Source organism: Streptomonospora nanhaiensis, assembly GCF_026642255.1.
Taxonomy (GTDB): Bacteria; Actinomycetota; Actinomycetes; order Streptosporangiales; family Streptosporangiaceae; genus Nocardiopsis; species Nocardiopsis tropica.
In genome coordinates, this window is the sequence record NZ_CP113264.1 from 5,639,129 (window position 1) to 5,665,788 (window position 26,660).

Consider the following 26,660-nt stretch of genomic DNA (forward strand, 5'->3'; position numbering starts at 1 on the left):
GCTCCTGGCCTTCCTCAGGGGGTTCCTCATCACGGTTCTCCTCCTCGTCAGCGCGGAACCGCGCTGTCTCGGTCGGTTCGTGGCGGCGTCGTCACCGCAGATCTCCCGGGCGCGGTCACCTCATCGCGGCGCCGAAGGGCGCCGGGGTCGTTCTCCCGAGGGCTCCCTACCGAGTCTGTCCCCGGTCCTCGGCCCCCGCGGTGCGCCGACCGCGCTCCCACCGTCGGCGGGGCCCGCGGGCCCTCGCCGGTCGGAGGACGACGGGCCGCGCTCCGTGAGCGGTGCCCTGCGCCTCCTCGCCGTCCTCACAGGGAACGTGCGGTACGGAAGGGAGAAATAATCACGAAAAAGATACTTTTTTCATGCTCATCTGCCTTGCTACCCCAACGTGTGGTAATGATGCGGTTTCTTTGAGGAAAGCTCGTACGGCGGCGTACCCGGATCCGCCGGAGGAGGGGAGCCGGGCGGGATCACCGCAGCTCGGAGCCCCCGTGGCCGGCTCCCGCGCCCTCACGAGATTTTCTGCCGCGCCGGCGCCCGGGACCCGTCCCCCGGCGGGTCCGGGGCGGGAACCCCGCTCAGTGGGGCGCGTCGAAGGAGCCGGTGCGCTGCCCCGTGCCGCCGTCGAGCCCGGGAAACGCCTCGCGGACGCGGACCGCCACGTCGTCGAAGCCGCCGAGCCCCAGGACCCGCACCTGCTCGCGCGCGAACTCGGCCCGGGCTGCCTCGTCCTCGACCGCGTCGACCAGGCTCCGGATGATCGCGACCTGGACGTCGCGTTCGGCTGCCTCGTGGCCCTCGGTCTCGGCGGGCCACCAGTAGCTCTCGAAGCCCTCGCTGTCGACGTCGTTGCCCGGCCCGGCGGGCTGCGGCGGCCCGTCGCCGAGCGCGTGCTCGTCCGGCGTCCCGACCGGATCGGCGACGCCGCCCCCCTCGCCGAACGGCGCGTCCAGGGGGTCGGCCTCCCCGAACGGGTACACGCCCGGGCGCGTCGGGGGAACCACCGCGGCGGCCTCCTCCAACTCCTCCTCGGCGTCGCGTATCGCGTCTCGCAGCGCAGCGTCCTTGCGCAGCGCGGAGAGGCGTCGCAGCCGCTCCGCGTCCTCGTCCGCCAGCCGCAGGCTCACGTCCTCCGCCCACACCACGATCCCGCTGCCCAGGACGGCCTTCTCCACCGCGAGCAGGGCGGCGAGTTCGCACTCGGCCGTCCCCTCACGGGCGGGGTCGGTCCCGCTGACCAGGTCCGACGCCCGCGTGACGACGGCGAGGACCGCCGGGGCGACCGGGTTGCGCAGGCCCAGGTCCACGTGGCCGGACCAGCGCCAGTGGACCGTCGCGGAGAAGTACAGGTCGTGGTCGGCGACGGCGCTCGGAAGCGCCACGGGGCGGATCCGCGTGCCCCGCGCGCCAACGGGCCCCTCGGCCCCGGGCCCCGCCTCCGGCTCGGGCGGGTCCGACGCCCCGGACCGCCCCTCCGCTCCGCCGGAACGCGACAGGTAGGCCGCCAGGCACAGCAGGACGACCGGGGCCCACAGCAGGGCCCAGGGGCCGACGAGCGGGTACAGCAGACCGGGGACGAGGGCCACCGCCGCGGCGGCGGCGATCAGGCGTGCTCGGGTGACGGGGGTGACGGTGCGCCTCCTCTCGCGGCGAGGCCGCGGCGGACGGTGCCCGACCGGTGCCCTCTGGTGGGCGGACGCGGCCCGGCGGCCGGGAACGCCGCGACGGGGGGTCGCGGCGCCGTCGGCGGGGCGGCGTCCGTACAGGACAGTGTGCCCGAGATCCGGAGCGCGCGTGCCGGGAACACACCAGCCCGGGGGCCGTGTGGGGAACATCCGGTCACGGGAAGGTGTCCGCTCTGCCCAGGTTGGGCGAACACCTCCCCTCGTGTTGCCTTGGAACACCACACAGGTCGCCGGAACATAACAGAATGCGATCACCAGTTCCGCGGCCCTTCCGGTCGCCCGTCCCCGAACCCGCTCGCGGAGCACACCGAATGCCTGCCACACCTCCCGGGGCCGAACGCCGGTTCCGCCCCGAGGTCCAGGGACTGCGTGCCGTCGCCGTCCTCCTGGTCCTCGTCTACCACCTGAACCCCGCCCTGCTTCCGGGCGGCTACGTCGGCGTCGACGTCTTCTTCGTCATCTCCGGCTTCCTCATCACCTCGCTGCTGTACCGCGAGGCGACGGCGCACGGACGCGTGTCGATCCGCGGCTTCTACGTGCGCCGCGTCCGGAGGCTCCTGCCCGCCGCGACGGTCGTGCTCCTGGGCACGGGCGTCCTCTCGTTCTTCGTGCTGCCGATCACCAGGCTCACCGACACGGCCTGGCAGCTGGCGGCCTCGGCGCTCTACGTCGAGAACCTCTACCTGGCCCGGCAGGCGGTGGACTACCTGGCCTCCGACACGCCGCCCAGCCCCGTCCAGCACTTCTGGTCGCTGTCGGTGGAGGAGCAGTTCTACGTGGTGTGGCCGCTGCTGTTCGCGGTGTGGGCGCTCACGCGGCGGCGCTGGCGGACCACCGCCCGCGCCCTCACGGTGCTCCTGGGGTCGGTGCTGGTGCTGTCCTTCGCCTGCTCGGTGGTGCTGACCTCGCAGGAGTCGGCGTCCGCGTACTTCCTGCCGACGACCCGCGCCTGGGAGCTCGCGGTGGGCGGACTGCTCGCCGTGGGCCTGGCCCACGGCAGCCTGCCGGAGAGGGTGCGCGCCCCCCTGGGCTGGCTGGGCCTGGCCGCCGTCGTCGCCTCCGCCGTCGCCTACGACGACGCCACCCCCTTCCCCGGTTGGGCGGCGGCACTGCCGGTCCTGGGCGCCGCTGCGGTGATCGCCGCCGAGCAGGGGTCCGGCCGCCTGACCGCGTCGGCCCTCCTGGGCACCGCGCCGGCCCGGTGGGTGGGGGACGTGTCCTACTCCCTGTACCTGTGGCACTGGCCGCTCATCGTCTTCGCGCTCGTCCTCACCGGCCGGGACGGGCTCGGCCCCTTGGACACGGTCGTGGTGGCGGGTCTGTCCGTGCTGCTGGCGTGGGCGACGAAGGTGTGGGTGGAGGACCCGGTGCGCGACCGGGGCCTGGTCCGGAGCGGACGGTCCGCGCTGGCCGTGGCCACCGCGGGCATGGTGTCGGTGGCGGCGGTGGGCGGAGCCGCGTACCTGCAGGTCGACCGGTCGGGGTCGGTGACGTTCGACCCGTCGGTGCACACCGGCCCGGCCGCGATCGGCCGGTCCGCCGACTCCGAGGGGGAGTGGACGTACCCCTCCCCGGTCAGGGCCGAGGACGACCTGCCCCTGCTGTACGACGACGACTGCCAGGCGTCGAAGGAGGACAGCGACCCCGCGTCGGCCCAGTGCGTGTACGGGGCGGAGGACGCCGGGACGACGGTGGCGGTGGTCGGGGACTCCCACAGCGCCCAGTGGTTCCCCGCCCTCCACGAGATGGCCGAGGAGAGGGACTGGCGGCTGTTCCTCTACACGAAGTCGTCCTGCGCGTTCACGGACACGATGACCGCGGACGCCGAGGGCGGCGCCTACGAGGAGTGCCGGGAGTGGAACCGGGGGGTGGTGGAGGAGTTCGCGGAGCTGGCCCCGGACCTGGTCTTCACCAGCTCCTCCACGACCAGTCGCCCCTTCGGCGCCGAGACGATCGAGGAGGGCAAGACCGCGATCGCCGAGGGCATGCACCGCCTGTGGCGGGACGTGGCCGAGGTCTCGGGCCCGATCGTCGCGATCCGGGACACCCCCCGCCACCAGAGGGACGTGGTGGAGTGCGTGTCGGCCAACCTCGACCAGCCGGAGCGCTGCGAGGTGTCCGAGGGTGAGGCCTTCGAGCACGCCGACCCGCAGGAGGAGGCCGTCCTCGCGCTGGGGGACGAGGCGCACATGCTCGACCTCAGCGACCGGTTCTGCGTCGACGGCGCGTGCCCCGCGGTGATCGGCAACGTGATGATCTACCGGGACGCCGGGCACATCACGGAGACCTACATCCGGCTGCTCGCCCACGACCTGGGCAGCCGCCTGGACCGCGCCCTGTCCTGAGCACGCCGCCCGACGGGCCCGGAGCCCGGCGGCGGCCGGGCCCGTCCGCCGTGCGTCCCGGCCCGACCGCCCCCGGGCTCCGGCCGCTGCCGGTCCGGGGGAGAACCGCGTGAACGTCGTCCGTCGCACGTCCCTTCGCAAACCGTTGTCACGATCGCCGAAAAACATATTTCCAGAGCCTCATGAGCACCATATAAAGCTCTTCAGTGCATAATCGGACGTTTTCGGATGGCACACGAAAGCGCAGGTGGAAGGCCGGAACAATCCCTCCGGGGGCATGCGCGACCCCGGGAATGTGTCGCGTGCGTTCTCCCCGTCGGCGAAGGCCTCCGCGAGTATGATCGCGGAATACACCGGCCGCGCCGTGACAGCGCTGCGCCGTGGTCGTTCCGGAGGCGAAAGGCGAATCGGATGGGGTCGCACGACGGCGGAGGGTCGGCGGAGGTCGCCGCCGGGCGCGCCGCCATCGCCGGGAACGCCGTGGGCGACGACACCGCCCCCTCCCCGGACCACCGCGTCCGCATCGGTGAAGCACTGCTCCCGGGGCTTCCCCACGGACCGGCGGGGACCCCCTTCCGGATCAGGTTCCACCTCACCGGGACCGGCCTGCTCCACGTGCGCGGCCGGGACCCGGCGAGCGGGCGGGCGACCGGTTTCGACGGACGGATCGGCGGGACGGGCAGGGCGGGAGCGGAGCGGGCCGAGGAGGCCGTCGCCATGATCCGCGCCTCCGGCTGACCCGGCGGGGGTTCCGCTCCGCGGAGCCCCCGGACGACGCCGACGACCACCACGAGCGCGAGGGGAGCGGCACGGCACGATGCCCTGGAACGCACAGGACCGCAGACGCCACGAGGGCGAGGAGGCCGCGCGCACCCTCACCGCGGCGGTGGAGGCGGCCGACGACGAGGCCCTGGCCGACGGACTCGAAGACGTGGAGCCGATGCCGCCGCGCGGAGCCCGCGCCCGCGTGGACGGCCGCGACGTGGTCGTGTCGTGGCAGCCCGTTCCGGGCCCGGCGGGTCCGGTCACCTACCGGGTGGTGCGGCGGACCGGCCGGGCCGGGACCGCGCGCGAGGTCGCCGTGGGCGAGCTGTCGGGGACCGAGATCACCGACACCGAGGCCCCGGTCGGCACGGACGCCCGTTACGCGGTGGTGGCGGTGCACGGCGGCCGCGCAGTGTCGGAGCCGGTGGAGACCTCCCCGGTGACGATCACGCCGGAGGTCTGCGACCTGCGCGTACGAGCGGGCGAGGCGTCGGTGACCGCCTCGTGGCAGGCCCCGGCGGAGGCGGTGCGCGTGGACGCGTGGCGGCGCGAGGGGGCAGCGCCGAGGGGGCCGGGCGACGGGGTCAGGGTGGAGACGGACGGCGCCGGGTTCCGGGACCGCGACGTGCGCCCGGACGCGGAGTACTTCTACCGGGTGCGGGCGGTCTACCTGACCTCGAACGGGCACGCCCGTGCGTCGGAGGGGCTCGTCCGCCGGGCGACCCCCGGGCCTCCGCCCCCTCCGGTGCTCGACCTGGCCGTGTCGGCGGACGGCGGCACGGGGGTGCGGGTCCACTGGACCCGGCCGCCCCGCGGCCGGGTCGTCCTGAGGGTGGGCCCGGAGCCGTCCAGGTGGGAGCCGGGAGCGGTGGTCGGTCCCGACGAGGCGGCCGCGCACGGCCCCGAGGCGGTCCGGGAACCGGAACCGGAACCTGTACCGGGGCCGGAACCGGTCCGGGAGGGGGACCCCGGGCCCGGACGCGAGCGGGCGGAGCTGCTCCTGGGCGCGGGGATCAGCCACGTGCTGGCGGTGACGGTCGCCGGCGACCGGGCCGTGGTGGGCCGCTCGGTGCGGATCGCGACCGCGCCGCCGGTCGGGGGGCTGCGCGCGGAGCGCTTCGACACCTCGGTCCGGCTGGGGTGGACCTGGCCGGACGAGGCCGCCGCGGCCCTGGTCTCCTGGACGCCCGAGACCCCTGGGGGGCCGGAGCACACGCGGGGACCGGACGGGTCCGGGAGCGCGCGGTGCACCCGGCGCCAGTACGGGGCGGACGGCGGCTTCGAGGCCGCCATGGGATCCGACCCGGTGCGGGTGAGCGTCCGCACCGTCGTGGTGACGGGCGGCGAGGAGGCGGTGGGCGCTCCCGTGTCCGTCACCGTGCCGGGCCGGGCGGTGATCTCCTACCGCGTGGAGACGGCCGGTCTGCTGCGGCGCGAACGCGTCGTCCACCTGGTCGCGGACCGGGCCTGCGCCATGCCCGAGGTGTCCGTGGTCTACGCCGAGGGGGAGGTGCAGCCGCACTCGGGGGCCCAGGGGCGTGTCCTGGCGACCCTGCCCTCCCGGCGCCTGGACGCGGGCGAGCGGGTGTCGGTGCGCGTGAGGCCTCCCCGGGGGTCCGGCCCCGGCTGGCTGATGTGCTTCGCCGCCGCCGACGACGACCGCGCTGCGCGCCTGCGCCAGCCCTCGGTGAAGGAGCTGCGCCTGTGAGAGCCCCGACCGCGTTGCACGCCCTGAACCCCCTGGACGGCCGACGCCTCGTGTGCCCCTACTGCTACTCGGGTTTCACCGAGCGCCTGATCCGGTTCCGGTGCACCGGGCGGCCCGGCCCCGGCGGGAGGGTCTGCGCCCCCGTCGAGGACACGGCGGTCCGGACCCACCTGGGACGCCGCGAACTGCTCCCCCCGGTGTTCGGGGCCGACGGGCGGCGGGCCCTCGCGGTCTGCCCGGAGTGCTCGTCGACCACCGGCAAACAGGTGTGCGCCACCTGCCACGCGCAGCTGCCGGTGAACTTCGGCCGCACCCGCAGCCGGCTGATCGCCCTGGTCGGCGCCCGCGACGCGGGCAAGACCGTGTTCATGACGGTGCTCATCCACGAGCTGATGAACCGCGTGGGCGCCAGGTTCGGCGCCTCGGTGGGCGGCTCCGACGACCACACGCGCCACCGGTTCCGGGCCGACTACGAGACCCCGCTGTACGAGGAGGAGCGGCTCCTGGGCGCCACCCGGCGCACGGGGACCACGCGTGAGCCGCTGGTGTTCCGGTTCACGGCGCCCCGGCGGGGGCTGACCGGACGGCGGCCCCGGCACACCCTGCTGTCGTTCTTCGACACCGCCGGGGAGGACCTGACGTCGGAGGAGAGCGTCGAGGCGAACCTCCGGTACCTCAACAACGCCGACGGGGTCATCCTGCTGCTGGACCCGCTCCAGATGGAGGGCGCGCGCAGGCTCGCCCCGGCGGGGACGAGGATGCCCGCGCCCGGCCGCAACGCGGGACGGCCGCTGGACATGCTGGGCAGGGTCACCGACCTGCTCCTGAAGCGGCCCGGGGCCGCCGGCCGGCTCATCCGGGTTCCGATGGCGGTGTGCCTGACCAAGATCGACGCGCTGCACGGCCAGCTGGACGCGGGGTCCCCCCTGCACCGGCCCCAGCCGGGGGAGCCGTTCTTCGACGACTCCGACAGCCAGGACGTGCACGCCCAGGTCCAGCAGCTCCTGCACCGGTGGGACGGCGGCGGGATCGACGGGCACGTGCGCAACCACTACCGCAACGCCCGCTACTTCGGGGTGTCCGCGCTGGGCTGCGCCCCCGACGACGGGAACCGGGTCCGGGGAGGGGTGCGCCCCTACCGGGTCGCGGACCCGTTCCTGTGGATGCTGGGCGAGTTCGGGGTGGTCCCCTCCCGGGAGGGCCCCTGACCCGCGGCCGACCCGGTGAGGCGTACCCGCAGGGCCGGCCCGCCGGCCGCAGGATCCCCCGCGAAAGACCAGAACGACCGGAAGGGCGCGCCGATGGGTTTCGCTCAGCTCTACTACACCTCGTGCGAACACGGCCTGTCGGGGTACGCGGGATACCAGTTCAACGCGGCCACGCCCGGGGTGGACCCCCGGGTGCTGAGGGAGGTCGAGCGGTTCACCGTCTACGAGCCGCCGCGCCGGTCCTCCCCCGCCGGGGTCGCCGCACACCCCGTCAACCTCTGTTACGCGCCGGACCTGGGCGGGGTCCCCGTGGTGAGCCGGGTCGTGTCCAGCGGCGACGACCCCTCGGGGCGGCCGGGCAACTACTTCGCGCACAGCCTGGTCCCCGCCGGAGGCGCGGCGGACGGCGACGGGGCCGGCGGTGTCCGGGACGGGGGCCCGCTGCCGGCCGAGCTGTGGGGCGCCCGCTTCTGGGCGGACGCACCGGTCCGCGGTACCGGGCTCCCGGTGCTGGAGGTGCGGCGCGGCCCCTTGGACCGGCGCCGGACCGAGGCCTGGGCGCGCGGCCTGCCCCCGGAGGCGGTCGTGCGGCTGCTGGTCTGCGCGGACGGGGCCGTGGACGGCGCCCGGCCCCTCGTGCTCGTGGCCGACAGCGCCTCCGTCGCCCACTGGGTGGCGGCGCTGACCCACCTGATGCCGCCGGAGCGGGCGCGGCTGCTGTCGTTCGCGACGTACGGCGCCGACCCGGACGGGACGCCGGTCCACGTCATCGGGGTGCCGCCGGGGTCGGACACCTCGCCGTGGGAGGACCGGTTCACCGTGCACGCCCCGGGGTCGGACTCCCCCGGGCGGCTGCCCGAACCCGACGAGCGGTCGCGGGCGGTGGCCGCCCGGCTGGTCGGCGCGGGGTCCCGCGGAGCGGTGGGTCTGTGGCGCGGGGCCGCCCCCTACGCGTCGGGGAGGGAGCGGCGCCTGGCGGACTGGCGCCCGGTGCTGGCCGCGGCGGCGGCCCTGGCCGGCGACCCGCTGGGCCCGGAGGACCTGCGGGCCGTCCGCGAGTGGCTGTCGGAGGCTGTGGAGTGGCTCGCCCCCGGGGACACGGCGTCGCTGGTCGCCCGGGTCCTGGACTCCGGCGCCGGGGCGCTGGACGACGGGGCGCTGGCCGGGTTGCAGCGGCTGGCCCACCGGGTGGGCGCGGACGAGGTCACCGAGCGGATCGAGCGCGTCCTGGTGCACCGCTCCCTGGACGGCATCGCCGGGGGCGGGGCCGCTCCCCGGGTCGCGCCGATGCGGTCGGACGCGGTGCGCGCGGCGGCGCGGGAGCGCATCTCCGCGCTCCTGGCCGGCGAGCCTTCCGAGGAGTCCTCGCCCGGTCGGTCCGCACGGGTCGGGACGGAACCGGACGGGACCGGTCCGGAGGCCGGGGCGCCGGGGGGCGGGCGGCCCGGGGCGGAGGCTGCCCCGGCGCGGGCGCCCGGCGTGAACGCGGCAGCCCGGCGCGGCGGGGTTGGGGGCGGCGGGGTCGCCCCCGACCGGGCCTTGGAGCTGCTGCGATGGGCGCGCGCGGGAGGGCTGGCGCCGTCGGCGGTGAGCCTGGAGAGGTACGGGCGCGAGGTTGTCGCCCCTCTGCTGGCGGACCCCTGCTTCGGCCGTCCCTCCGCGCCCGGCGTCGCGGGAGCCGCCCCCGCCCCCGGGCGGCGGGGCGGGGCGCCGCGGGCGGCGTGGCCCGATCCCGCCGTGGCGGTCCTGTTGTCCCACCACCACGAGGTGCGGCGCGGCGCGGCGGAGCGGCTGGCGGCCCTGCCCCCCGACCGGCTCGCGGACGTGGCGGTCGGCCCGGCCGGCGCCCTGTTCGCCGGCGACCGCGACGGGGCCAGCGCGCGCCTTCGCGAGCTGCGCCGCCTGGGTACCGACGACCGCTCCGACCCCGTGGGGCTGCTGGCGTACGTGGTGTCGGTGCGCCGGGAGGGGCGGGCGTCGAACGCTCCGGGCCTGGCCGAGCACGATCTGGACGACGCCCTGCTGACGGAGGTGTGGGGACCCGGGCACGGGCCGCACTCCGCCCTGCTGGCCCTGCGGGCGATGCGCCCCGGTGTCCTGGTGTCCCCGGGCGTGGGCGGCTGGGTGGCCGAGGCGATGGTGGCCGCGCCCGCGCCGGACGGGGAGCGGGCGTGGCGGGACCTGGTGGACGAGGTGTCCCGGCACTGGCTGCGCGACCGGCTGCCGGTGGCGGGGCAGCGCGTGGCGGTGGAGTGGTCGGAGGTCCGCCCCCTCCTGGCCGGGCTCCACCGGGCCGGGGAGGAGCACGGGCCGGAGCGGCTCGCCGCCGTGTACCGGGCGCTCGTGGAGGTCCACCCGGCGGTGGACGCCGTCGCCCGGCGGACGGTCGTGGACGTGCTGTCCGGATGGCGGAGTCCCGGGACGCTGGCCGCGGCTCTGCGGGGGTGCCCGGAGGACGTGTTCGGGGCCTTCTGCGGGGTGGTCGCCGCCCGGCTGGCCGACGACCGGCCCGACACGGCGACGGCGGCCGCGGTGTACCTGGCCGCGGGGCACGAGGACCTGGCGGGGCACGAGCGCGGGGGGCGCCTGGACGCGGCGGTGCTCTCCCCCGCCGTGGCGGCGTGGCGCCGCCGCCACCTCGCCGGGGTGCGCAGACAGCTGCCCCGGGAGGGGGCGGCGGCGTTCGACGAGTGGGTCCGGCGGCGGCGCGGGGAACGGGAGCGGAGACGGTTCGGGCTGGGTCGCCGGGCAGGCGGGCGGCACACGTGAGCGGTCCCACGGGCGAAGGCGCGACCGCGGGCGCCGAAGGCTCCGCGCCCCCGGGCGGTGCGGCGGCCCGGACGCGCGGAGGCGCCGGAGGGCGGCGGGCGGGCGGGCACGGGGCGCCGCCCTCTCGGCGGGACCGCACCGGCCGGCCGCGGACCGCGGGGTTCGCGGGGGAGCTGTGGCCGCGCCGGGACGGGGGCCGGGCGGACCTGGGGACGGGCTGCGCGGCCGCGGCGTCGGTGGCGGTGCTCGGGCTGGTGGTCGTCTACGTCCTGCGCTGGTGGCTGCTGGCGTTCCTGGTGAGCGCCGTCGTCGCCCTGGGCGTCGCCGCCGCCGTGGTCGGCGGGTCCGTGCTGACGGGCCTGTACTTCCGCCGGACGCACGAGGTGATGTTCGGTGGCGGCCGCCCCGAGGATCCGCCCCCGGGCGAGGGGGACGACCCGGCCCACCGCGCCTACCACGGGGGCCCCGCCTGGTGGGACCTGCGGACGATCGTGGGCCGGACCTGGGCCGCGTCGGCCCTGTGGGGGGTGCTCCTGGGCGCGCACTTCGCGGTCCACGCCCTGGTGGTGGCCGCGTACCTGGCGGCGGCATGGACGTTCGTGGGGGTGCTGCGGGTCGTGGACGCCGGCCTGCTGGTGGTCCGCCGGGTGCGGATGGTGTGCCCGGGCTGCTTCCTGCGGCTCGGCTACCCGGCGTACCTGTGTACACGGTGCGGGCGCAGGCACGGTGCGATCCGCCCGGGGCTCCGGGGGCTGCTGCGGCGCCGGTGCCTGTGCGGGGCCCGGCTCCCCACGCTGCTCCTGCTGGGCTCGGCCGACCTGGACGCGCTGTGCCCGCACTGCGACCGGGGTCTGGAGCACCGGCCCGGTGAGGCCCGGGAGTTCGTGCTGCCGCTGTTCGGCAGCGCGGGCGCGGGCAAGACCCGCCTGGTGGCGGGGATGAACCTGGCGCTGGCCCAGGCCGCACGGGGCACACGGGAGGCGTACGTGGAGCCCGTCGGCGAGGAGACCGTCCGGCGGCTGCGCGACAGCGAGCGGCTCCTGACCGCGGCCCACCGGACCGGCCCCACTCCCCCGGGGCGCGAGGTCCGCGGGCTGACGGTACGCGTGGGGGCCGAGGGTCGGACCCTCCTCCTCCAGGTGTACGACGCGGCCGGGGAGCGGTTCAACCGGTCGGCGACCACCGAGGAACTCACCTATCTGGGGCAGGCGTCGACGTTCGTGCTGGTGGTGGACCCCCTGGGCGTCGAGGCGGTGTGGCGGTCCATGACCGCCGGGGAGCGGTCGCGCCTGTCCGGGCACCGCTCGCGCGTCCGCGACCCCGAACTGGCGTACGGGGCGGTGCGCGACGAGATCCGGCGCCAGTACCGCATGTCCGGCCGCAGACTGCGGCCCCGGCGTGCGCGGACCCGTCTGGCGGTGGTGGTCACCCGCGGAGACCTGGTCCGCGGCACCTCGGCGGCGCCCGGCGGGATGCCGCCGGAGGAGTGGGCGGCACGGACCCTGGGACTCGGGAACCTTCTGCGGGACGCGGCGGCCGACTTCGGGGAGGTGCGGGTGTTCCTGACGGCGTCGGTCGCCGACGGCTCCGGGACCGCGCACCCCAGCCTCTCCGCACTGCTGCGGTGGGTGCTGGCCGGGGAGTCCGCAGCGTTCGCGGGGATGCTGGCCGGGTCCGCGCCCGGTTCCGGGGCGGGGACCGCACCGCGCGGCGCGCCCGTGCCCCTCGGCTCCGCCCCGCCCCGGCCCGAGCGCGTGGGAGGCGGCCGATGAGCTGCCGCACCCCCGGGCACCGGGGCGCGCGCCGGACGATCGCCGTCACCGTCTACCTGGTCACCGGGGTACTGACGGCGGCAGCGGTCACCGCCGCCGTCTGGTTCGGCGTCGCCGCCGTCCAGTTCGTGTGGGAGCACGCCCTCGCCCGGATGTGACGGCGCCCCGTCGTGCCGGGGGCCGGGTGGCGGCCTCCCGGTCCGCCGGGGGGCCGGGTGGCGGCCGGAACCCGGTCGGCGCCCCGGGGACCGCCTGTGGCACAGTGGCGGCGGAAGCGGTGCCCACCGCCTGACCACGCCTTACGGGAGGAAACCGATGGCCGTCTTCGCCGTCACCTACGCCTACGCCGACGGGAGCGCCGCCGCACGCGACGAGCACCGCCCGGCCCACCGGGAGTACCTGGGCGGGCTCTCCGAGCGGGGCGTCAACCTGTGCTCGGGCCCGTTCGGCCCCGAGGAGGCCCCCGGCGCACTGCTGCTGTTCCGGGCCGGCTCCCGCGAGGAGGCGGTGGCCCACACCGAGAAGGACCCCTTCCGGATCCAGGGCCTGGTGGCGGAGGTCTCCGCCCAGGAGTGGGTCCCGGTGCTGGGGCCGCTCGCCGAGCACTTCTGATCCGGCGCCCGGTGCGCACGCCGCGGGACAGGTCGCCCCGGCCGGTCCCGCGGCGCTCCCCCGGCCGGTCCCGCGTGCGCTACTCCGGCGCGAAGCCGTTGTCCCTCATCCACCGCGGGTCGGGGGCGACCAGCTGGAGGATCTCCACGAAGAGCCCCTCGGGGCCGGCGACCTGGAAGCGGCGCTGCCCCCAGGGCTCGCTGACCAGGGGCAGGACGATCTCCAGGCCGGCCTCCCTCAGCCGCTTCTCCTCCGCGTCCGCGTCCTGCACCAGGAAGGCGACGAGTGTCCCCGCCACCGTCCTGCCGAGCATCCCCTCGGCGAGGGACGCGTGGTCGCGCCGGACGAAGTCCAGCGACAGGTTCTTGTGCTGGGCGTGCTGGGTGTTGACGTACCAGCCGATGTCGGCGCCGATCTCGAAGCCGATGTGCTCGGCGAACCACTCGGCGCTCGCGCGCGGGTCGTCGCAGAGCACCGCCATGCCGATGAGGTCGATATTCACGGTGTTCTCCCCTGAGTCGTTCTTGACCACTTCACCTAAAGTACTACACTTAAAGTGGTTGCAGCAAGCAGCCCTTCCCGACGACTGGAGACCGAGACCATGCGGCAGAACCCCGAACGCAGGCGCGCCCTCCTGGACGCGGCCATCGACGTCCTGGCCGAGGAGGGGGCGCGGGGGCTCACCTTCCGGGCGGTGGACGCACGCGCGGAGGTGCCGAAGGGCACCGCGTCGAACTACTTCGCCAACCGCGCCGAGCTCCTGCTCCAGGCGGGCGCGCACGTCCATGTGCGCCTGACCCCCACCGACGAGTTCATGGACCGGTTCAAGAACGCCCTGCCGTCCCGGGAGCAGACCCGGCTGGGCATGCAGGACCTGCTGCGGCGCATCGAGCACAACCGCAACGGCTACCTGGCGCTGCTGGAGCTCCGACTGGAGGCCAACCGCCACCCGGGCATCCGCGAGGAGCTGACCCGCACCATCAAGGAGACGCTGGAGGAGAACGTGCGCACCCACCTGGAGGGCGGCTTCCCCGGCGACCGGACCACCGTGGTGACGCTCTACCTGGCGATGACGGGTCTGTTCATCGAGCACCTGACCCTGCCCGCGGTACTCGCCGACGACGCCGCCGGCCCCCTGGTGGACCGCATGGTGGACCTGATCGTCCCCGGCCCCGACCAGGCATAGCCCGCCCCCTCTGCGCCCGCCCCGGGAGGCTCCCCGTCCGGAACGCCGGCGACGGCGCCCTGCCGCCGGGAAGCGGAGGGCCCCGGCGCGGGCCGGCACTCCGCGTTCACCGGCGTGGCCCCGGACGCCGCACGCCCGGTGCCACTGCCGGACGCGTGCCCGCCCGCCGGGGAGGAGGCAGGCGCGCCCCCAGGGTCCGAGCCCTTCGCCGGCCCCGACGCCCCGCCCCCGAGAAGGACCCCGGACGCCGCCCGCGCCCGCGACGGCCGGTCGGCACGCGCCAGGGAGAGTCCGCGACGTCCGTTCCGTCCCGGAAAACCCCTGTCCGGGGGCGGCTCCGGCGTGCAAGACTCCAGACTCTCGCGAGGAGGCCCTGTGCACACACACCACTTCGGCATCGTCACCGGCGACGGCCGCACCCGGCGCGCCGTCGTCGAACTGCCGGGACGGCCCGACGCGGTCGTGACCGGCGACGACGAGGCCGGGCTGGCGGACGAGATGTCCGAGGTCGTCGCCGGGCGCCTGGGCGTCTCCCCCGACGAGGTCGACGTGACCCTCTTCGGGCACGACGGCGACGACCCCTGCTACGCGGCGGCCGTCCTGTGCGACGGCGCCGGGTGGCACACGCGGTTCCCGGCCCAGGAGGACCTTCCCGCGGCCCTGGACCTGCCGGTGGCGCTGAGCCGGGAGGCGGCCGAGGGCCAGGCCCTGCGCGCGCTCGCCTCCGCGCTGGGCCGCCCGGCCGCGGGCCTGGACCTGGAGGTCGTCCGCATCGGGCCCGGCAGCGAGGACGCCGACGCGGACGAGGGGTGGGACGAGGACCGGGACGGTCCCTGACCGCTCCCCGCAACCGCGCCCGCGGGCGTCGGCCCGCACCGCACGTGAGCGCCCGCCACCGGGCGCTCCCCTCCGTGCGCCCCCGCCGGGCGCGGCCCCCCGGGCCGGTCAGCCCTTGGGCGGGGCCGTGCTGCTGCGCTCCACCAGCCGTGTGGCCATCTCCACGCGGGTGGTCTCGGGCCGGTCTCCGCCGACCAGGTCGAGCAGCATGCGCGCGGCCATCTGCGCCATGTCGCGCAGGGGCTGGCGGACGGTGGTCAGCGGCGGAGTCGCCCACAGCGCCTCGGGCAGGTCGTCGAAGCCGATCACGCTGACGTCGTCCGGGACCCGCAGCCCGCGGTCGAACAGGGCCCCGTAGGCCCCCCGGGCCATCTGGTCCGACCCCGCGAAGATCGCGGTGGGGGGCTCGGGCAGCTCCAGGAGGGCGGCCGTCTCGGTCCGGCCCGTGTCCAGCAGGAAGTCGCCGTAGCGGACGTAGTCGTCGGGGACGGCGAGGCCCGCGCCGCGCATCGCGCTCCGGTAGCCGTCCACCCGCGCCCGGCTGCACATCACGTCCGGCGGGCCGCTCAGCGTGGCGATGCGCCGGTGGCCGAGGCCGATGAGGTGCTCGGTCGCGGCGACGCCCCCGGCCCAGTTGGTGGCGCCGACCGCCGGGACGTCCTTGGCGAGGTCTCCGACGGGGTCGACCACCACCACGGGTATGCCCAGCGCGTCCAGCTGGGCGTGCTGCGCGGCGGACAGTTCGGACAGCACCAGGACCACGCCGTCGGAGTTGCGCGCCTGGAGGTTGTCCAGCCATTTGCGCCCCGGCCGGGTGCGGCTGCGGTCGTGCACGGCGGAGACCACGATGCCGAACCCCGCCTCGTGGGTGACCTCCTCGACCCCGTCCAGGATCGCCATCGACCAGGGGCTGCCCAGGTCGAGGAAGACCAGGTCGATGAGGCCCACCGTCCGGTCGTCGCGGTGCCTGCGCGGCTGGTAGCGGTGCTGTTCCAGGAGCCGTTCCACCTGGCGGCGGGTCTCCGCGGCGACGTCGAGGCGACCGTTGAGCACCTTGGACACGGTCGGGACGGAGACCCCCGCCTCCTGGGCGATCTCCGCCAGGGTGGGTCGTCGCTGTGGCATGCGCCTCCTCGTCGGATCCGGGCCGGGAGCGGTTCGCGGCCCTTCAGGATTCTATCTCGAAAGTTTTCGAGGGCATTCGCCGTAACCTACCCGAAATCAGAGGGGGCCTTGACGCACCCCCTCGGACAACTTAGCGTCATGCCAACCGAAACATATCGAAATATTTCGAGAATTTCGACCCACGTCTCCCCCCGACGGAAGAGCGGTGTCCCCATGAGAAGCACCTACCGGATACGTGTGATCGGCGGTACCTCCCTGGCCCTGGCCATGCTCCTGGCCACGGGCTGCGGGACGACCGGGCCCGGCGGCGGCGACGCCTTCCAGGTGTGGGCCCTGGAGGACGCCGCGGTGAACGAGCTGGTCGAAGCGGGCATCGAGGCCTACAACGCCGACAGCGACGTCCCCGCCGAACTCGTCACCTACGTCAACGACTCCTACAAGCAGCGGCTCCAGGTGGCCCTCGGCTCGCCCAACGCCCCCGACGTGTTCTTCAACTGGGGCGGCGGCAACCTGGCGCAGTACGTCGACGCCGGCCAGGCCGTCGACCTGACCGGGGCGCTGGAGGACGCGCCGGAGTTCCGGGACGCCTTCCTCCCCAGCGTGCTCGACGTCGCCCGGATCGACGACGCCTACTACGGCGTCCCCATCCTCGGCGTGCAGCCCGTCGTGCTGTTCCACAACAGGGCGGTCTTCGAGGAGGCCGGCATCGAGCCCCCCGAGACCTACGACGAACTGCTCGACGCCGTCGACACCTTCCAGGAGCGGGGCGTCACCCCCGTCACCCTCCCCGGGGCCCAGGGGTGGACCCAGCTGATGTGGTTCTCGTACCTGGTCGAGCGGATCGGCGGCCCCGACAGTTTCCAGGCCGTCGTCGACGGCGAGGCGGGCGCGTGGAGCGACCCGGCGATCGTCAGGGCCATGGAGATGTGCCAGGAGCTGGTGGACAGGGGCGCGTTCGGCACCAACTTCAGCTCCATCGACTACGACAACGGCAGCGCCTCGGCACTGCTCGCCACCGGGGAGTCCGCCATGTTCCTCATGGGGACCTGGGACATCGCCCGCCAGCAGCAGGACAGCCCCGAGTTCATGGCGAGCGGCGACCTCGGGTACACGGCCTTCCCGACCGTGGAGGGCGGCGAGGGCGAGCCCGGGGCGATCGTCGGCAACCCCAGCAACTACTTCTCCGTCAACGCCGACAGCGGGCACACGGACGCGGCCGTGGACTTCCTGGTGGAGACCTTCGCCTCCGACGAGTACGTCGACGGGCTCATCGAGGCGGGCCAGGTGCCCCCCATCGAGGGCGTGGAGGACCGGCTCCAGGAGAGCGAGCACGCCGACTTCGCCGTCTTCACCCACCAGCTGGTCTCCGAGGCGCCGAGCTTCACCCAGTCGTGGGACCAGGCGCTGTCCCCGTCCGCCTCGCAGGCCCTGCTGACCAACCTCCAGCTGCTCTTCCTCGGCGACATCACCCCCGAGGAGTTCTCCCAGGACATGGAGCAGCACCTGTGAGGACCGCGACCCCCGCGGAGCGGCCCGGGTTCGCCTGGGCCGCTCCGGCCCTGCTGTTCTTCGGCCTGTTCGGCCTGGCTCCCGTCGCGGTGGTCGTCTACCTCAGCCTCACCGCGTGGAACGGGCTCGGCTCCCCGCAGTGGGTGGGCCTGGACAACTGGCGGGCGCTCCCGGGCGACGACGACGTCACCCGCGGACTGGGCGTCACCCTGGCCCTGACCGCGCTGTGCTGGGCGACGCAGACCCCCCTGGCCCTGGCGTTCGGCACATGGGCGGCGGGACACCAGCGCGCACGGGCCGTGGCGAGCGCCGTGTTCTTCCTCCCGCTCCTGCTGTCCACCGCCGCCATCGCCCTGATCTGGAAGGCGCTGCTCGACCCGAACTTCGGCCTGCCCTCCCAGATCGGCCCCTGGATCGGGCTGCCCGACGGCAACGTGCTCGGCAACCGCTCGCTGGCCCTGTACGCGATCGTCCTCATCCTGCTGTGGCAGTTCCTGCCGTTCCACATGCTGCTCTACCAGGCGGCGGCACGGCAGATCCCGAGCTCCCTCTACGAGGCCGCGGAACTCGACGGGGCCTCCCCCCTCCGGAGGTTCTGGCACATCACCGTCCCCCAGCTGCGGCACACGATCATCGCCTCGTCCGTGCTGATCCTGGTCGGGTCGATGACCTACTTCGAGACCGTCCTGCTGCTCACCGACGGCGGTCCGGGCAACGCGACCCGCATCCTGCCGCTGCACATGTACAACCAGGGCTTCATCGCCTTCGAGATGGGCTACGCGAGCGCCGTCGCGGTGCTGCTGGTCGTCATCGGCACCGGGCTGTCGCTGCTGGTGGTGCGCGTGACCGGCTACGCCCGTATGACCAGCCAGAGAGAGGGAATGTGACATGGCCACCCGAACCAGGCCCTCGGTCGGCGGCGGGATCGGGGCCGCGCTGTGGCTCGTCGTCGTCGCGGTGCCGATCTACTACCTGCTCGCCACCAGCCTGCGCGGGCCGGGCGACTACATGGCCGACGGCCCGCTCGCCCTGCCGGACGACCTGACCCTGGACAACTACCTCAACGTCCTCGAGGTGGGGTTCCTGCGGTTCCTCGCCAACAGCCTGGTCGTGGCGTGCGGCTCCGTGGCGCTGGTCCTCGCCGTGGCCCTGCCTGCGGCGTTCGCGATCGTGCGCGGCCGCAGCCGCGCCCTCCGTGTGGCGTTCCTGCTGTTCCTGCTGGGGCTGGCGGTCCCCGCCCAGGCGGTGATCATCCCGATCTACCTGATCATCACCCGTCTCAGCCTGTACGACAGCCTCACGGCGATCATCCTGCCCACCGCCGCGTTCACACTGCCGATCTCCATCGTGGTGCTGACCAGCTCGCTGCGCGACGTGCCCGGCGAGCTCTACGAGGCGATGGCGCTGGACGGCGCCACCAACCTCCAGGCGTTCCTGCGCCTGGTGCTCCCCCTGGCGCGCCCCGGCGTGGTCACCGTGGCCATCTTCGTGGGGCTCAACGCCTGGAACAACTTCCTCTTCCCGCTGGTGCTCACCCAGAGCGAGGAGAACCGCGTCCTCCCGCTGGGCCTGTGGTCCTTCCAGACCCAGTACGGCACCGACGTGCCCGGCCTGATGGCCGCCGTCGTCCTCTCCACCCTGCCGATCTTCGCCCTCTACCTGTTCGGGCGCAGGCACCTCCTGGGCGGGCTGGCCGCGGGGTTCGGCAAGTAGGAAACCCCTCCCGACCACACACGAACCGCACTGACGAAAGGCCACGATGACGACCCTCCCCGCCACCGCCGCGCTCTCCGGGACCATCGCCAACCCGGTGCTCCCCGGGTTCCACCCCGACCCCTCGATCCTGCGGGTCGGGGACGACTACTACCTGGCCACGTCGACCTTCGAATGGTGCCCGGGGGTGGTGCTGCACCACTCCAGGGACCTGGTCCGCTGGCGTCCCCTGGGCGGCGCGCTGACCGAGGCGCGGCTCCTGGACCTGACGGGGCGCCGGGACTCCGCCGGCGTGTGGGCCCCCTGCCTCTCCCACAAGGAGGGGCTGTTCTACCTGATCTTCACGAACGTGGAGAACTACGCGGGCGGCTTCTGGGACACCCCCAACCTCGTGACCACCGCACCGGCGGTCACCGGCCCCTGGTCGGACCCGGTGCCCCTGCACTCCATGGGGTTCGACCCATCGGTCTTCCACGACGCGGACGGCCGCAGCTGGGTGCTGTCCAACCTGAACGACTGGCGTCCCGGCAGGAACGCGTTCAAGGGGATCGTGCTCCAGGAACTGGACACCGACGCGATGCGGCTGGTCGGCGAGGCGCGGCTCATCTTCGCCGGGACCGAGGCGGGTGTGACGGAGGGGGCGCACCTGTACCGCAAGGACGGCTGGTACTACCTGATGACCGCCGAGGGCGGGACCACCTGGGACCACCAGGTCACGGTGGCGAGGTCGCGCCGGATCGAGGGCCCCTACGAGCCCGACCCGGCCGGCCCGACCCTCACCTCGCGCCCCGACCCCTCGCTGGTCCTCCAGAAGGCCGGCCACGGGAGCCTGGTGGAGACCCGGGGCGGCGAGTGGTTCCTGGCGCACCTGGCCTCGCGCCCCCTCACCGAGCGCGGAAGGTGCGTGCGCGGCCGGGAGACTGCGCTCCAGCGCGTGGTCTGGTCGCCCGAGGGGTGGCCGCGGGTGGAGGGGGCCGCGCCCCGCGAGGAGGTGCCCGGCCCCGCGCTGGAGCCCCACCCGTGGCCGGAGCCGCCGGAGACGGACGGCTTCGACGCCGCCGAGCTCCGCCCCGAGTGGAGCACCCTGCGGCGCCACGCCTCCGCGGACTGGCTGTCGCTGGAGGAGCGCCCGGGGCACCTGCGGATCCGGGGCGGGCAGTCCCCCGCGGGCACCGGCTCGCCGAGCCTGGTGGCGCGGCGCGTCCAGCACGAGCGGTGCGCCATGGAGACGGTGATGGAGTTCCGCACCCGCACCTTCCAGCAGATGGCCGGCCTCACGGCGTACTACAACACCCGGCACTGGCACTACCTGCGGATCGGTTTCGACGAGGAGGAGGGGATGTTCGCGAGGGTCCTCACCTGCGACCGGGGCCGGTACCGGGAGATCGGGCACCGTGTCGTGGTCGAGGACTGGGAGCGCTGCCACATGAGGGCCGTGATCGACGGCGCCGAACTGCGGTTCGGCCTCTCCCGGGACGGGCGCTCGTGGACCGACATGGGCGTGGTGCTGGACGCGGGCATCCTCTCCGACGACCACGCGGCCGAGCGCGAGGGCGGCGAGGGCGGCCATCCCGACCGGGAGGGCAACGCCGGCCTGGTGAGGGCCTGGGGTTTCACGGGCGCCTTCCTCGGCCTGTGGGTGCACGACCTCGCCGGGACCGGGTGCCACGCCGACTTCGACCACGCGTCGTACCGGGGGACGGAGCGCCCCGACCGGTGATCCCGTGCCGGAGCGGCGGACGGGGACCGCTCCCGGGACGCGCGGGCGGGGCGCCGGCCCCGCGGGCCGTGGGAGCGGCGGTCCGTCGGCGGCACACGGCCGGACGCTGTGACTCATGACGCGCTCCGGCCCAGGGCGCGGGCGGGCCGCGGGGCCCGTCCGCGCCGTTACGGAGCCACAGGCGTCACACTGTCACCATTTTCGGACCGACCATAATTGCCTTCAGGCCTCAACCCCCGCGCGTCACGGGGGCGGTCGGCGCCGGGGCGGACCCGGGCCCCGGCCGCGGGGACGGAGGGACCGGAGCGGGCCCCGCGCGTCCGGTGACACGCGGGGCCCGTCGGTGCTTCCGGGAGGCCGGGCGGCCCGCCCGTCAGGACCTCCGGGCGGCGGCCCGGTCGGCCCCGTCGCGGGCGCCCTCGGGGCCCGGGCCCGCCTGTCCGGGATCCGGCCGACCGGCGCCCTCACCGGGCCGGTTGGCCTGGTGGAAGGCCTGCTGGGCCTGGCTCTGCCGCTCCCACCGCACGAAGCGCTCGCTCTCGCCGAGCGCCATCGTGGTCAGCCACACGGCGACGCCGATGTCGTCCGCGAGGCCGAGCAGGGGGATGAACAGTTCGGGGACGAAGTCGACCGGCGAGACGATGTAGACCGCCAGCACCAGCATGCCGAGCAGCTTCCCGCTGCTCAGGTCCGGGTACCGGCCGCGCATCTTGGCCCCGAGCATGCGCGGGACGGCCCCGATCCGCTTCCAGACCGAGATGTCGGTGTCGGAGTTCTGGATGACCTGCCAGGCGGCGGCTCCGGCCGCGGCACGGTTTGCCTTGCGCATCGTTGGTCTCCTCAGGGGCGTCTGACTTCTCAAGATATGACGCGAAGTCCCCCCGATTCGTTCCCTCCGCAGGACGCCCCAACCCCCGACGAGACGCACGCGACACCCGTGCCCGCCGGGGAGTTTTCCACAGTTCGGCCGTGGGCACTGGTGGGAGGCGGAGCGGAGGGGCATCCTTGGGTGGGAAGGACGGAGGTGAGGAGACGAACACGCGTACAGCCCGCGAACACGCCGGGCAAGGCACACACATGTCCACCGGACCGGCGCGGAACGGCCTGTCCACCCCCTGGCCGCATGCGGCCGACGCGTCCGGCGTCCCGCCCCGGGCCGGTCCCCCGGGACCTGCGCGGGAGGCGCCGCGCACGGGTCGCACACGCGGGTTTCCGCCCCCGGTCCTTCCGGCCGGCCCGCGCCTCCTGTTCAATGGCGACAAATGCGAGGTCTCCCCCCTTCAGCCACACATTCGTTACGATGCGTTCGGGTGGCACCTTCGACGCGGGAGGCCGCTCTGCTTCAGATCTCTCCCAAGCGCGCAGAACCGATGGAGCTTGCCCAGTGTCCAGAGCCCAACCTCGGTCGGCGACGACCGTCGCCCTGTTGGCGGATATCCCCAGCACGGGCCATGTGGGCGAGGTCCGGGCGCAGCGGTTCGCGATGCGGGGCGAGGGCATCGGCGAGCGCAGCTCGGCGTTCGTCGCCTTCGCCAGGCAGCAGGTGGACGCCGGCCGCAAGGTCGTCGCGCTCTACCCCGCCTGGCGGTCCGAGGACGCCGAACGCGCGATCAACTTCGCGCGCGGCTCCATGCGCACCGACCACGTCGCGGGGATCGCCGTCGACCTCTCCCCCCTGGCGCTGTCACTGATCGCGGACCAGCTCGCCTACCTCGCCCCCTACCTGCCGCCGGGCATGGTCGCCGCGCTCTGCGACGAACTCCCCCGGCACCTGCTCGCGGGCGCCTGGCTGAAGACGGTCTCCGGCCTGTCCACCATCCCCACCTCGATGCGCCAGCACATGGGCTCCTTCGCACCGTCCGTGTCCTTCCTCGCCTACTGCGCCCCCACCGCCCGCGTGGGACGCCTGCGTCCGGCCGACGTCTCCCGGACGCTGCCCTTCCGCCCGGTCCAGCCGGTCCAACTGCTCTGCTCCACCCCCGACCCGTCCATCACCGGGGTCTTCGACGACAACCTGCCGCAGGCCATCCAGCCGGTGGCCACCCGCACCCTTCCCGTCCAACCGCTCGGGCCCGTGTACTGGGGAACGTCCCGGTACGTGGAGTTCGTGGCCCTGAGCGCCCACCCCCAGGCGCTCGCCTACGCGGCGGGCGCCATTCGCGCCTCGTACTGCTCCTGGTGCGGCGAACCCATGTCGGGCAGGCCCTGCCCCTTCTGCTCGGCCGACAGCCCCCGGACCGGCGCAGGCGTCCGGACACCGCAGACGTCCCGGCCCCCCGTGCCCGAATCCGCGCCCCGGCCGCAGCGGCGCCCGTCCCCCGGCCCCGCGCAGGGCCCGGCGGAGGGCCCGGCGGAGGGCCCGGCGCCCGGCCGGCGCCGGGCGGGGCCCGTACCCTCCGACCCGCCGTCCGACGGCACCCCTCCGCCCCCGGGCGGCAGGGGCGCCGCCGACGGCCGACCGACCCCACCGACCGCCGACCGGCCGGAGGGCGCCCCGTTCACGGGCCGCGCCCTGTGGCCCGGTACACCCAGGACCTACTCCCGCTAGGGCCCGCGACCGCGCCGGCCCGACGGGCGGACGGCTCCGCGACGACACTGGAAACGGAAAAGACCCCCTATGAACCCCCGTCAGCGACGTGGCGTGCTGCTCATGGTCGTCGCCGCCATCGGCGCCGTCGCCGTGTTCGCGTCCGTGTTCACCTACCTCAACTCGCAGCAGGACCGCCTGGGCGAGTTCGCGACCGTCCTCCGCCTGTCGGAGGACGTGGACGCCTACCAGCCCGTCGGCGAGGACTCCGTCGAACGGGTGCAGGTGCCGAGGATGTACTTCGACCCCGAGGTGTTCATCACCGACCTGGCCGACGTGGACACGCCCGCCGACCAGGAGCTCGTCGCCGCCTCCCACCTGGAGGAGGGCGTCTACCTCCAGCGCGGCATGGTGCAGCCCCAGCCCACCCTCACCACGGGCGAGCGGGAGATCGCGATCATGGTCGACGCCGAGACCGGTGTCGCGGGCAAGGTGCAGCGCGGATCGTTCGTGGACATCTACGGCACGTTCCAGCCGCGCGACCACGGTGAGGCGTGCGCGGTGCGGATCATCACCGAGGTCGAGGTCCTCGACATCGGGGAGCTCCGCTCCCAGGAGCGCGAGAACGGCGGCGTCTCTGGGGTGGTCCCGGTGACCTTCCGCCTCGACCCGCAGGCGGCGCTCCAGCTCGCCTACGCGGAGGACTTCTCCACCAAGCTCAGGCTGGCGCTGGTGAGCGCCGACGGCGGCGGATCGCCCGGGGCCAGCGAGTTCTGCAGCGGGGACTTCGAGGACCTCGCCGGGGGCGCGACCCCCGACGAGGGAGAGACGACCGACGAGCGGCCCGCGCCGCATGGGGGGTAGACGTTGATGTTCCGAGTCCTGGCGGGTATGCCCACCTCCGAGGCGGAGCTGGTGCTGGCCGCGCGCTTCGAGGAGCTGGGCAGCGCCGAACTGGTGGCCTCCCGGCCCACCACCTCCGCGCTGATCGACGCGGCGGGGGAGTTCCCCGAGATCGACGTCGTGCTCATCCACCAGGAACTGGGGCCCGCCCCGGTGTTCGACGCCATCCGCGACCTGTCCCACCGCCACCCCCAGCTCGCGATCCTCCTGGTCTCCCCCACCATGGACCCCGACACGTTCACCGGGGCGATGGAGGCCGGCGCCCGGGGCGTGCTGCCCCACGACTCCGGGATCGCCGAGCTGGAGACCCGCGTCACGAAGGCCGCGGAGTGGTCGCGGACCCTGCGCCGCCACCTGGAGTCGGCGTCCCTGGACCTGCCCGCCTCCGGGGTGCGCGGCCGGATCATGGCCGTCAGCGGCGCCAAGGGGGGCGTGGGCGCCACCACCTGCGCCGTCCACCTCGCGATGGTCGCGGCGGCCGCCGGCCGGGTCGTGTGCCTGGTGGACCTCGACCTCCAGACGGGCGACCTGCCCGCGTTCCTCAACCTGCGCCACCGCCGCTCCATCAGCGACCTGGTCGACGCCGGGGACGACATCACCCCGGGGATGCTCGCCGAGACCCTGTACGTGGACCACCGGGGCCCGCACGTCCTGCTCGCGCCCGAGCACGGCGAACGCGGCGAGGACGTCACCGCCCGCGCCACCCGCCGTGTCCTCAACGCGCTGCGCTCCCGGTACGAGCTGGTGGTGGTGGACTGCGGCTCGACCATGAACGAGGCCACCGCCATGGCGGTGGAGCTCGCCGACACCGCTGTCGTCACCGTCACCCCCGACGTCCCGGCGCTGCGCGGCGCCCAACGGCTCATGGGCATGTGGGAACGGCTGCAGATCCGCTCCCACGAGGACGTGTACTCGCTGGTCACACGGCACAGCCGCAAGAACGAGATCCAGCCGGACTTCCTCCAGCAGCTGCTGGGCACCAGGGTGCTGCGCACCCCGGTCCCCGCGGCCTACCGGGCCCTCGAACCCGGGGAGAACAACGGCGATCCGACCAAGGTCACCGACGAGGGCCTGCGCAAGGCCTTCGCACGCCTGGCCGCGGAGCTGGACCTGCTGAGCCCGCCGGCCCCTCCGGGCAGCGGCGGCAAGGGCGGGTCGACCACGCCCTCCGGCGGTCTGGGGTCGTTCGCCGCCCTCGCGGACCGCCAGGCGCTCGCGCCGTCCACCCGCGACGTGTCCGGGTTCCTCAACGCGTCGGTTCCCGACCCGGCCCGCAGGGCCGCCAACGGGTCCTCCGCGACACCTTCGGGTGGCCGCCCGGCGGGGCCGTGGGGCGGCGGGGGCCGCGGTGGGTTCGATGGCTGAGCCGCGGTCCGCGCGCGCCCGGCGCCGCCGCGACGACGGCGCGGTCATCGTGGAGTTCGCGGCCGCGGTGCCGTTCATGATGCTCGCGATGGCGCTGGTGTGGCAGGTCCTGCTTCTCGGCATCACCTCGATGTACGCCTCGCACGGCGCCGCCGAGGCCGCCCGCCAGGCCTCCGTGACCCCCGACGACATGGAGCGCATCGGTGAGGAGGCCCGCAAGCGGGTGCGGCCGCCGTGGGACGGCGAGGACGTGATGACGGTGAGCGTCGTCGAGCGCGACGGCGGGCGGTTCGCGCGGGTCACGCTCGCCATGCCGATCTTCCTGCCCGGGGTCACGGGGCCGTGGGACATCACCGGTGAGGCCCTGGTCGTCCCCGAGGTGGAGCCGCGGGGGACCGCGCCATGAGCCGACCGACCGCCGGTCCCGGCTCCGGCCGGGGCGGCCCCACCGCCCGGGGCTCCTCCCCGGGGCGCCCGCGCGGTGGAGCCGCGCGGCGCCTACCGCTCGGCGGCCGGGCGGGGCGGGACGCCGACCGCGGCGGCCCGCTCCTGGAGTTCGCGGCGTTCTTCCCGATCCTGCTCCTGACCGCGGTCGTCGCGATCGAGGCGTTCCTGGCCTTCGTGGCGGTCGAGCGCCTGGAATCGGCCGCGCGCGCCGGCGCCCGGGTGGCCGGGGCCGAGCAGCTGCCGGGCGCGGAGGCGGCGGCCCGGGAGGCCCTGCCCTCGTGGCTGGACGACGCGACCGTCACCAGCGGGACCAACGACAGCGAGGGCTTCTACGTGGAGGTGTCGCACCCGCTGCCCATCGTGTTCTCGTCGTCGGGGCTCGACCTGACCCTGACGCGTCGCGTGGACATGCCCAATGTGTGAGGCGGGAGCGGTGCGCCGCGCCCGTCCGGGGGGAAGGAGAC

General features: G+C 74.8%; 23 protein-coding genes. 19 read left to right on the forward strand and 4 right to left on the reverse strand.

What is annotated here, in order from left to right:
- Positions 1–578 precede the first annotated feature (578 nt).
- The gene (locus OUQ99_RS24340) at positions 579–1,586 is read right to left on the reverse strand and encodes a hypothetical protein (protein ID WP_267946110.1); all 1,008 of its coding nucleotides are present in this window, start codon (positions 1,584–1,586) and stop codon (positions 579–581) included.
- A gap of 410 nt (positions 1,587–1,996) precedes the next feature.
- On the opposite strand from OUQ99_RS24340, the gene OUQ99_RS24345 reads away from it, so the two are divergent.
- The 8 genes from OUQ99_RS24345 to OUQ99_RS24380 all read left to right on the forward strand — a co-directional run bounded on the left by OUQ99_RS24345 (position 1,997) and on the right by OUQ99_RS24380 (position 12,864).
- On the forward strand, positions 1,997–4,030 hold the full coding sequence (locus OUQ99_RS24345; protein WP_267946111.1) for an acyltransferase family protein: 2,034 nt from the start codon (positions 1,997–1,999) through the stop codon (positions 4,028–4,030).
- 411 nt (positions 4,031–4,441) lie between these two features.
- On the forward strand, positions 4,442–4,768 hold the full coding sequence (locus tag OUQ99_RS24350; RefSeq protein WP_267946112.1) for a hypothetical protein: 327 nt from the start codon (positions 4,442–4,444) through the stop codon (positions 4,766–4,768).
- A 79-nt stretch (positions 4,769–4,847) separates the two neighbouring features.
- A complete protein-coding gene (locus tag OUQ99_RS24355) occupies positions 4,848–6,503 on the forward strand; it encodes a fibronectin type III domain-containing protein (protein WP_267946113.1) in 1,656 nt (551 codons plus the stop codon).
- A complete protein-coding gene (locus tag OUQ99_RS24360) occupies positions 6,500–7,711 on the forward strand; it encodes a TRAFAC clade GTPase domain-containing protein (protein WP_267946114.1) in 1,212 nt (403 codons plus the stop codon). Before OUQ99_RS24355 ends, OUQ99_RS24360 begins: the two co-directional genes overlap by 4 nt.
- Before the next feature lie 93 nt (positions 7,712–7,804).
- Positions 7,805–10,480: a GTPase-associated protein 1-related protein gene (locus tag OUQ99_RS24365; RefSeq protein WP_267946115.1), complete on the forward strand. Its 2,676-nt coding sequence runs from the start codon at positions 7,805–7,807 to the stop codon at positions 10,478–10,480.
- Positions 10,477–12,252, forward strand: a complete 1,776-nt coding sequence (locus OUQ99_RS24370) for a TRAFAC clade GTPase domain-containing protein (RefSeq protein WP_267946116.1) — start codon at positions 10,477–10,479, stop codon at positions 12,250–12,252. The genes OUQ99_RS24365 and OUQ99_RS24370 overlap by 4 nt, the downstream gene beginning before the upstream one ends.
- Positions 12,249–12,410: a hypothetical protein gene (locus tag OUQ99_RS24375; protein WP_267946117.1), complete on the forward strand. Its 162-nt coding sequence runs from the start codon at positions 12,249–12,251 to the stop codon at positions 12,408–12,410. Before OUQ99_RS24370 ends, OUQ99_RS24375 begins: the two co-directional genes overlap by 4 nt.
- Positions 12,411–12,567: 157 nt before the next feature.
- Positions 12,568–12,864 (forward strand): YciI family protein, encoded by a 297-nt coding sequence (locus tag OUQ99_RS24380; protein WP_267946118.1) that lies wholly within the window; start codon positions 12,568–12,570, stop codon positions 12,862–12,864.
- Positions 12,865–12,943: 79 nt separating this feature from the next.
- On the opposite strand, the gene OUQ99_RS24385 is transcribed toward OUQ99_RS24380, so the two are convergent.
- Entirely contained in the window at positions 12,944–13,366 is a 423-nt protein-coding gene (locus OUQ99_RS24385; protein ID WP_267946119.1) for a VOC family protein, read from the reverse strand.
- A gap of 54 nt (positions 13,367–13,420) precedes the next feature.
- Here OUQ99_RS24385 and OUQ99_RS24390 point away from each other — a divergent pair, with 54 nt between their 5' ends.
- Entirely contained in the window at positions 13,421–14,050 is a 630-nt protein-coding gene (locus OUQ99_RS24390) for a TetR/AcrR family transcriptional regulator (protein WP_267946120.1), read from the forward strand.
- A 375-nt stretch (positions 14,051–14,425) separates the two neighbouring features.
- Positions 14,426–14,887, forward strand: coding sequence for a hypothetical protein (locus OUQ99_RS24395; RefSeq protein ID WP_267946121.1), 462 nt, complete (start codon positions 14,426–14,428; stop codon positions 14,885–14,887).
- A 108-nt stretch (positions 14,888–14,995) separates the two neighbouring features.
- Here the strand turns inward: OUQ99_RS24395 and OUQ99_RS24400 are convergent, their stop codons facing one another.
- Positions 14,996–16,012: a LacI family DNA-binding transcriptional regulator gene (locus tag OUQ99_RS24400; RefSeq protein WP_267946122.1), complete on the reverse strand. Its 1,017-nt coding sequence runs from the start codon at positions 16,010–16,012 to the stop codon at positions 14,996–14,998.
- Positions 16,013–16,225: 213 nt separating this feature from the next.
- Here OUQ99_RS24400 and OUQ99_RS24405 point away from each other — a divergent pair, with 213 nt between their 5' ends.
- From OUQ99_RS24405 to OUQ99_RS24420, 4 genes are read left to right on the forward strand one after another with little or no spacing between them, the layout of a single operon-like run.
- Positions 16,226–17,521, forward strand: a complete 1,296-nt coding sequence (locus OUQ99_RS24405; RefSeq protein WP_267946123.1) for an ABC transporter substrate-binding protein — start codon at positions 16,226–16,228, stop codon at positions 17,519–17,521.
- Positions 17,518–18,408: a carbohydrate ABC transporter permease gene (locus OUQ99_RS24410; RefSeq protein ID WP_267946124.1), complete on the forward strand. Its 891-nt coding sequence runs from the start codon at positions 17,518–17,520 to the stop codon at positions 18,406–18,408. The genes OUQ99_RS24405 and OUQ99_RS24410 overlap by 4 nt, the downstream gene beginning before the upstream one ends.
- Before the next feature lies 1 nt (position 18,409).
- Entirely contained in the window at positions 18,410–19,234 is an 825-nt protein-coding gene (locus OUQ99_RS24415) for a carbohydrate ABC transporter permease (RefSeq protein ID WP_267946125.1), read from the forward strand.
- A 46-nt stretch (positions 19,235–19,280) separates the two neighbouring features.
- Positions 19,281–20,954: a glycoside hydrolase family 43 protein gene (locus OUQ99_RS24420; RefSeq protein WP_267946126.1), complete on the forward strand. Its 1,674-nt coding sequence runs from the start codon at positions 19,281–19,283 to the stop codon at positions 20,952–20,954.
- A 373-nt stretch (positions 20,955–21,327) separates the two neighbouring features.
- Here the strand turns inward: OUQ99_RS24420 and OUQ99_RS24425 are convergent, their stop codons facing one another.
- On the reverse strand, positions 21,328–21,783 hold the full coding sequence (locus tag OUQ99_RS24425; RefSeq protein ID WP_267946127.1) for a YkvA family protein: 456 nt from the start codon (positions 21,781–21,783) through the stop codon (positions 21,328–21,330).
- A 597-nt stretch (positions 21,784–22,380) separates the two neighbouring features.
- Between OUQ99_RS24425 and OUQ99_RS24430 the strand changes: the two genes are divergently transcribed.
- The 5 genes from OUQ99_RS24430 to OUQ99_RS24450 all read left to right on the forward strand — a co-directional run bounded on the left by OUQ99_RS24430 (position 22,381) and on the right by OUQ99_RS24450 (position 26,619).
- Entirely contained in the window at positions 22,381–23,502 is a 1,122-nt protein-coding gene (locus OUQ99_RS24430; RefSeq protein ID WP_267946128.1) for a hypothetical protein, read from the forward strand.
- A gap of 69 nt (positions 23,503–23,571) precedes the next feature.
- Entirely contained in the window at positions 23,572–24,345 is a 774-nt protein-coding gene (gene cpaB / locus OUQ99_RS24435; RefSeq protein WP_267946129.1) for a Flp pilus assembly protein CpaB, read from the forward strand.
- A 27-nt stretch (positions 24,346–24,372) separates the two neighbouring features.
- Positions 24,373–25,749 carry an AAA family ATPase gene (locus OUQ99_RS24440; protein WP_431061443.1) on the forward strand — a complete coding sequence of 459 codons (1,377 nt, stop codon included), beginning with the start codon at positions 24,373–24,375 and terminating at the stop codon, positions 25,747–25,749.
- On the forward strand, positions 25,742–26,155 hold the full coding sequence (locus OUQ99_RS24445) for a TadE/TadG family type IV pilus assembly protein (protein WP_267946131.1): 414 nt from the start codon (positions 25,742–25,744) through the stop codon (positions 26,153–26,155). Before OUQ99_RS24440 ends, OUQ99_RS24445 begins: the two co-directional genes overlap by 8 nt.
- Positions 26,152–26,619, forward strand: a complete 468-nt coding sequence (locus OUQ99_RS24450; RefSeq protein ID WP_267946132.1) for a TadE/TadG family type IV pilus assembly protein — start codon at positions 26,152–26,154, stop codon at positions 26,617–26,619. Before OUQ99_RS24445 ends, OUQ99_RS24450 begins: the two co-directional genes overlap by 4 nt.
- The last annotated feature ends 41 nt before the right edge of the window (positions 26,620–26,660 follow it).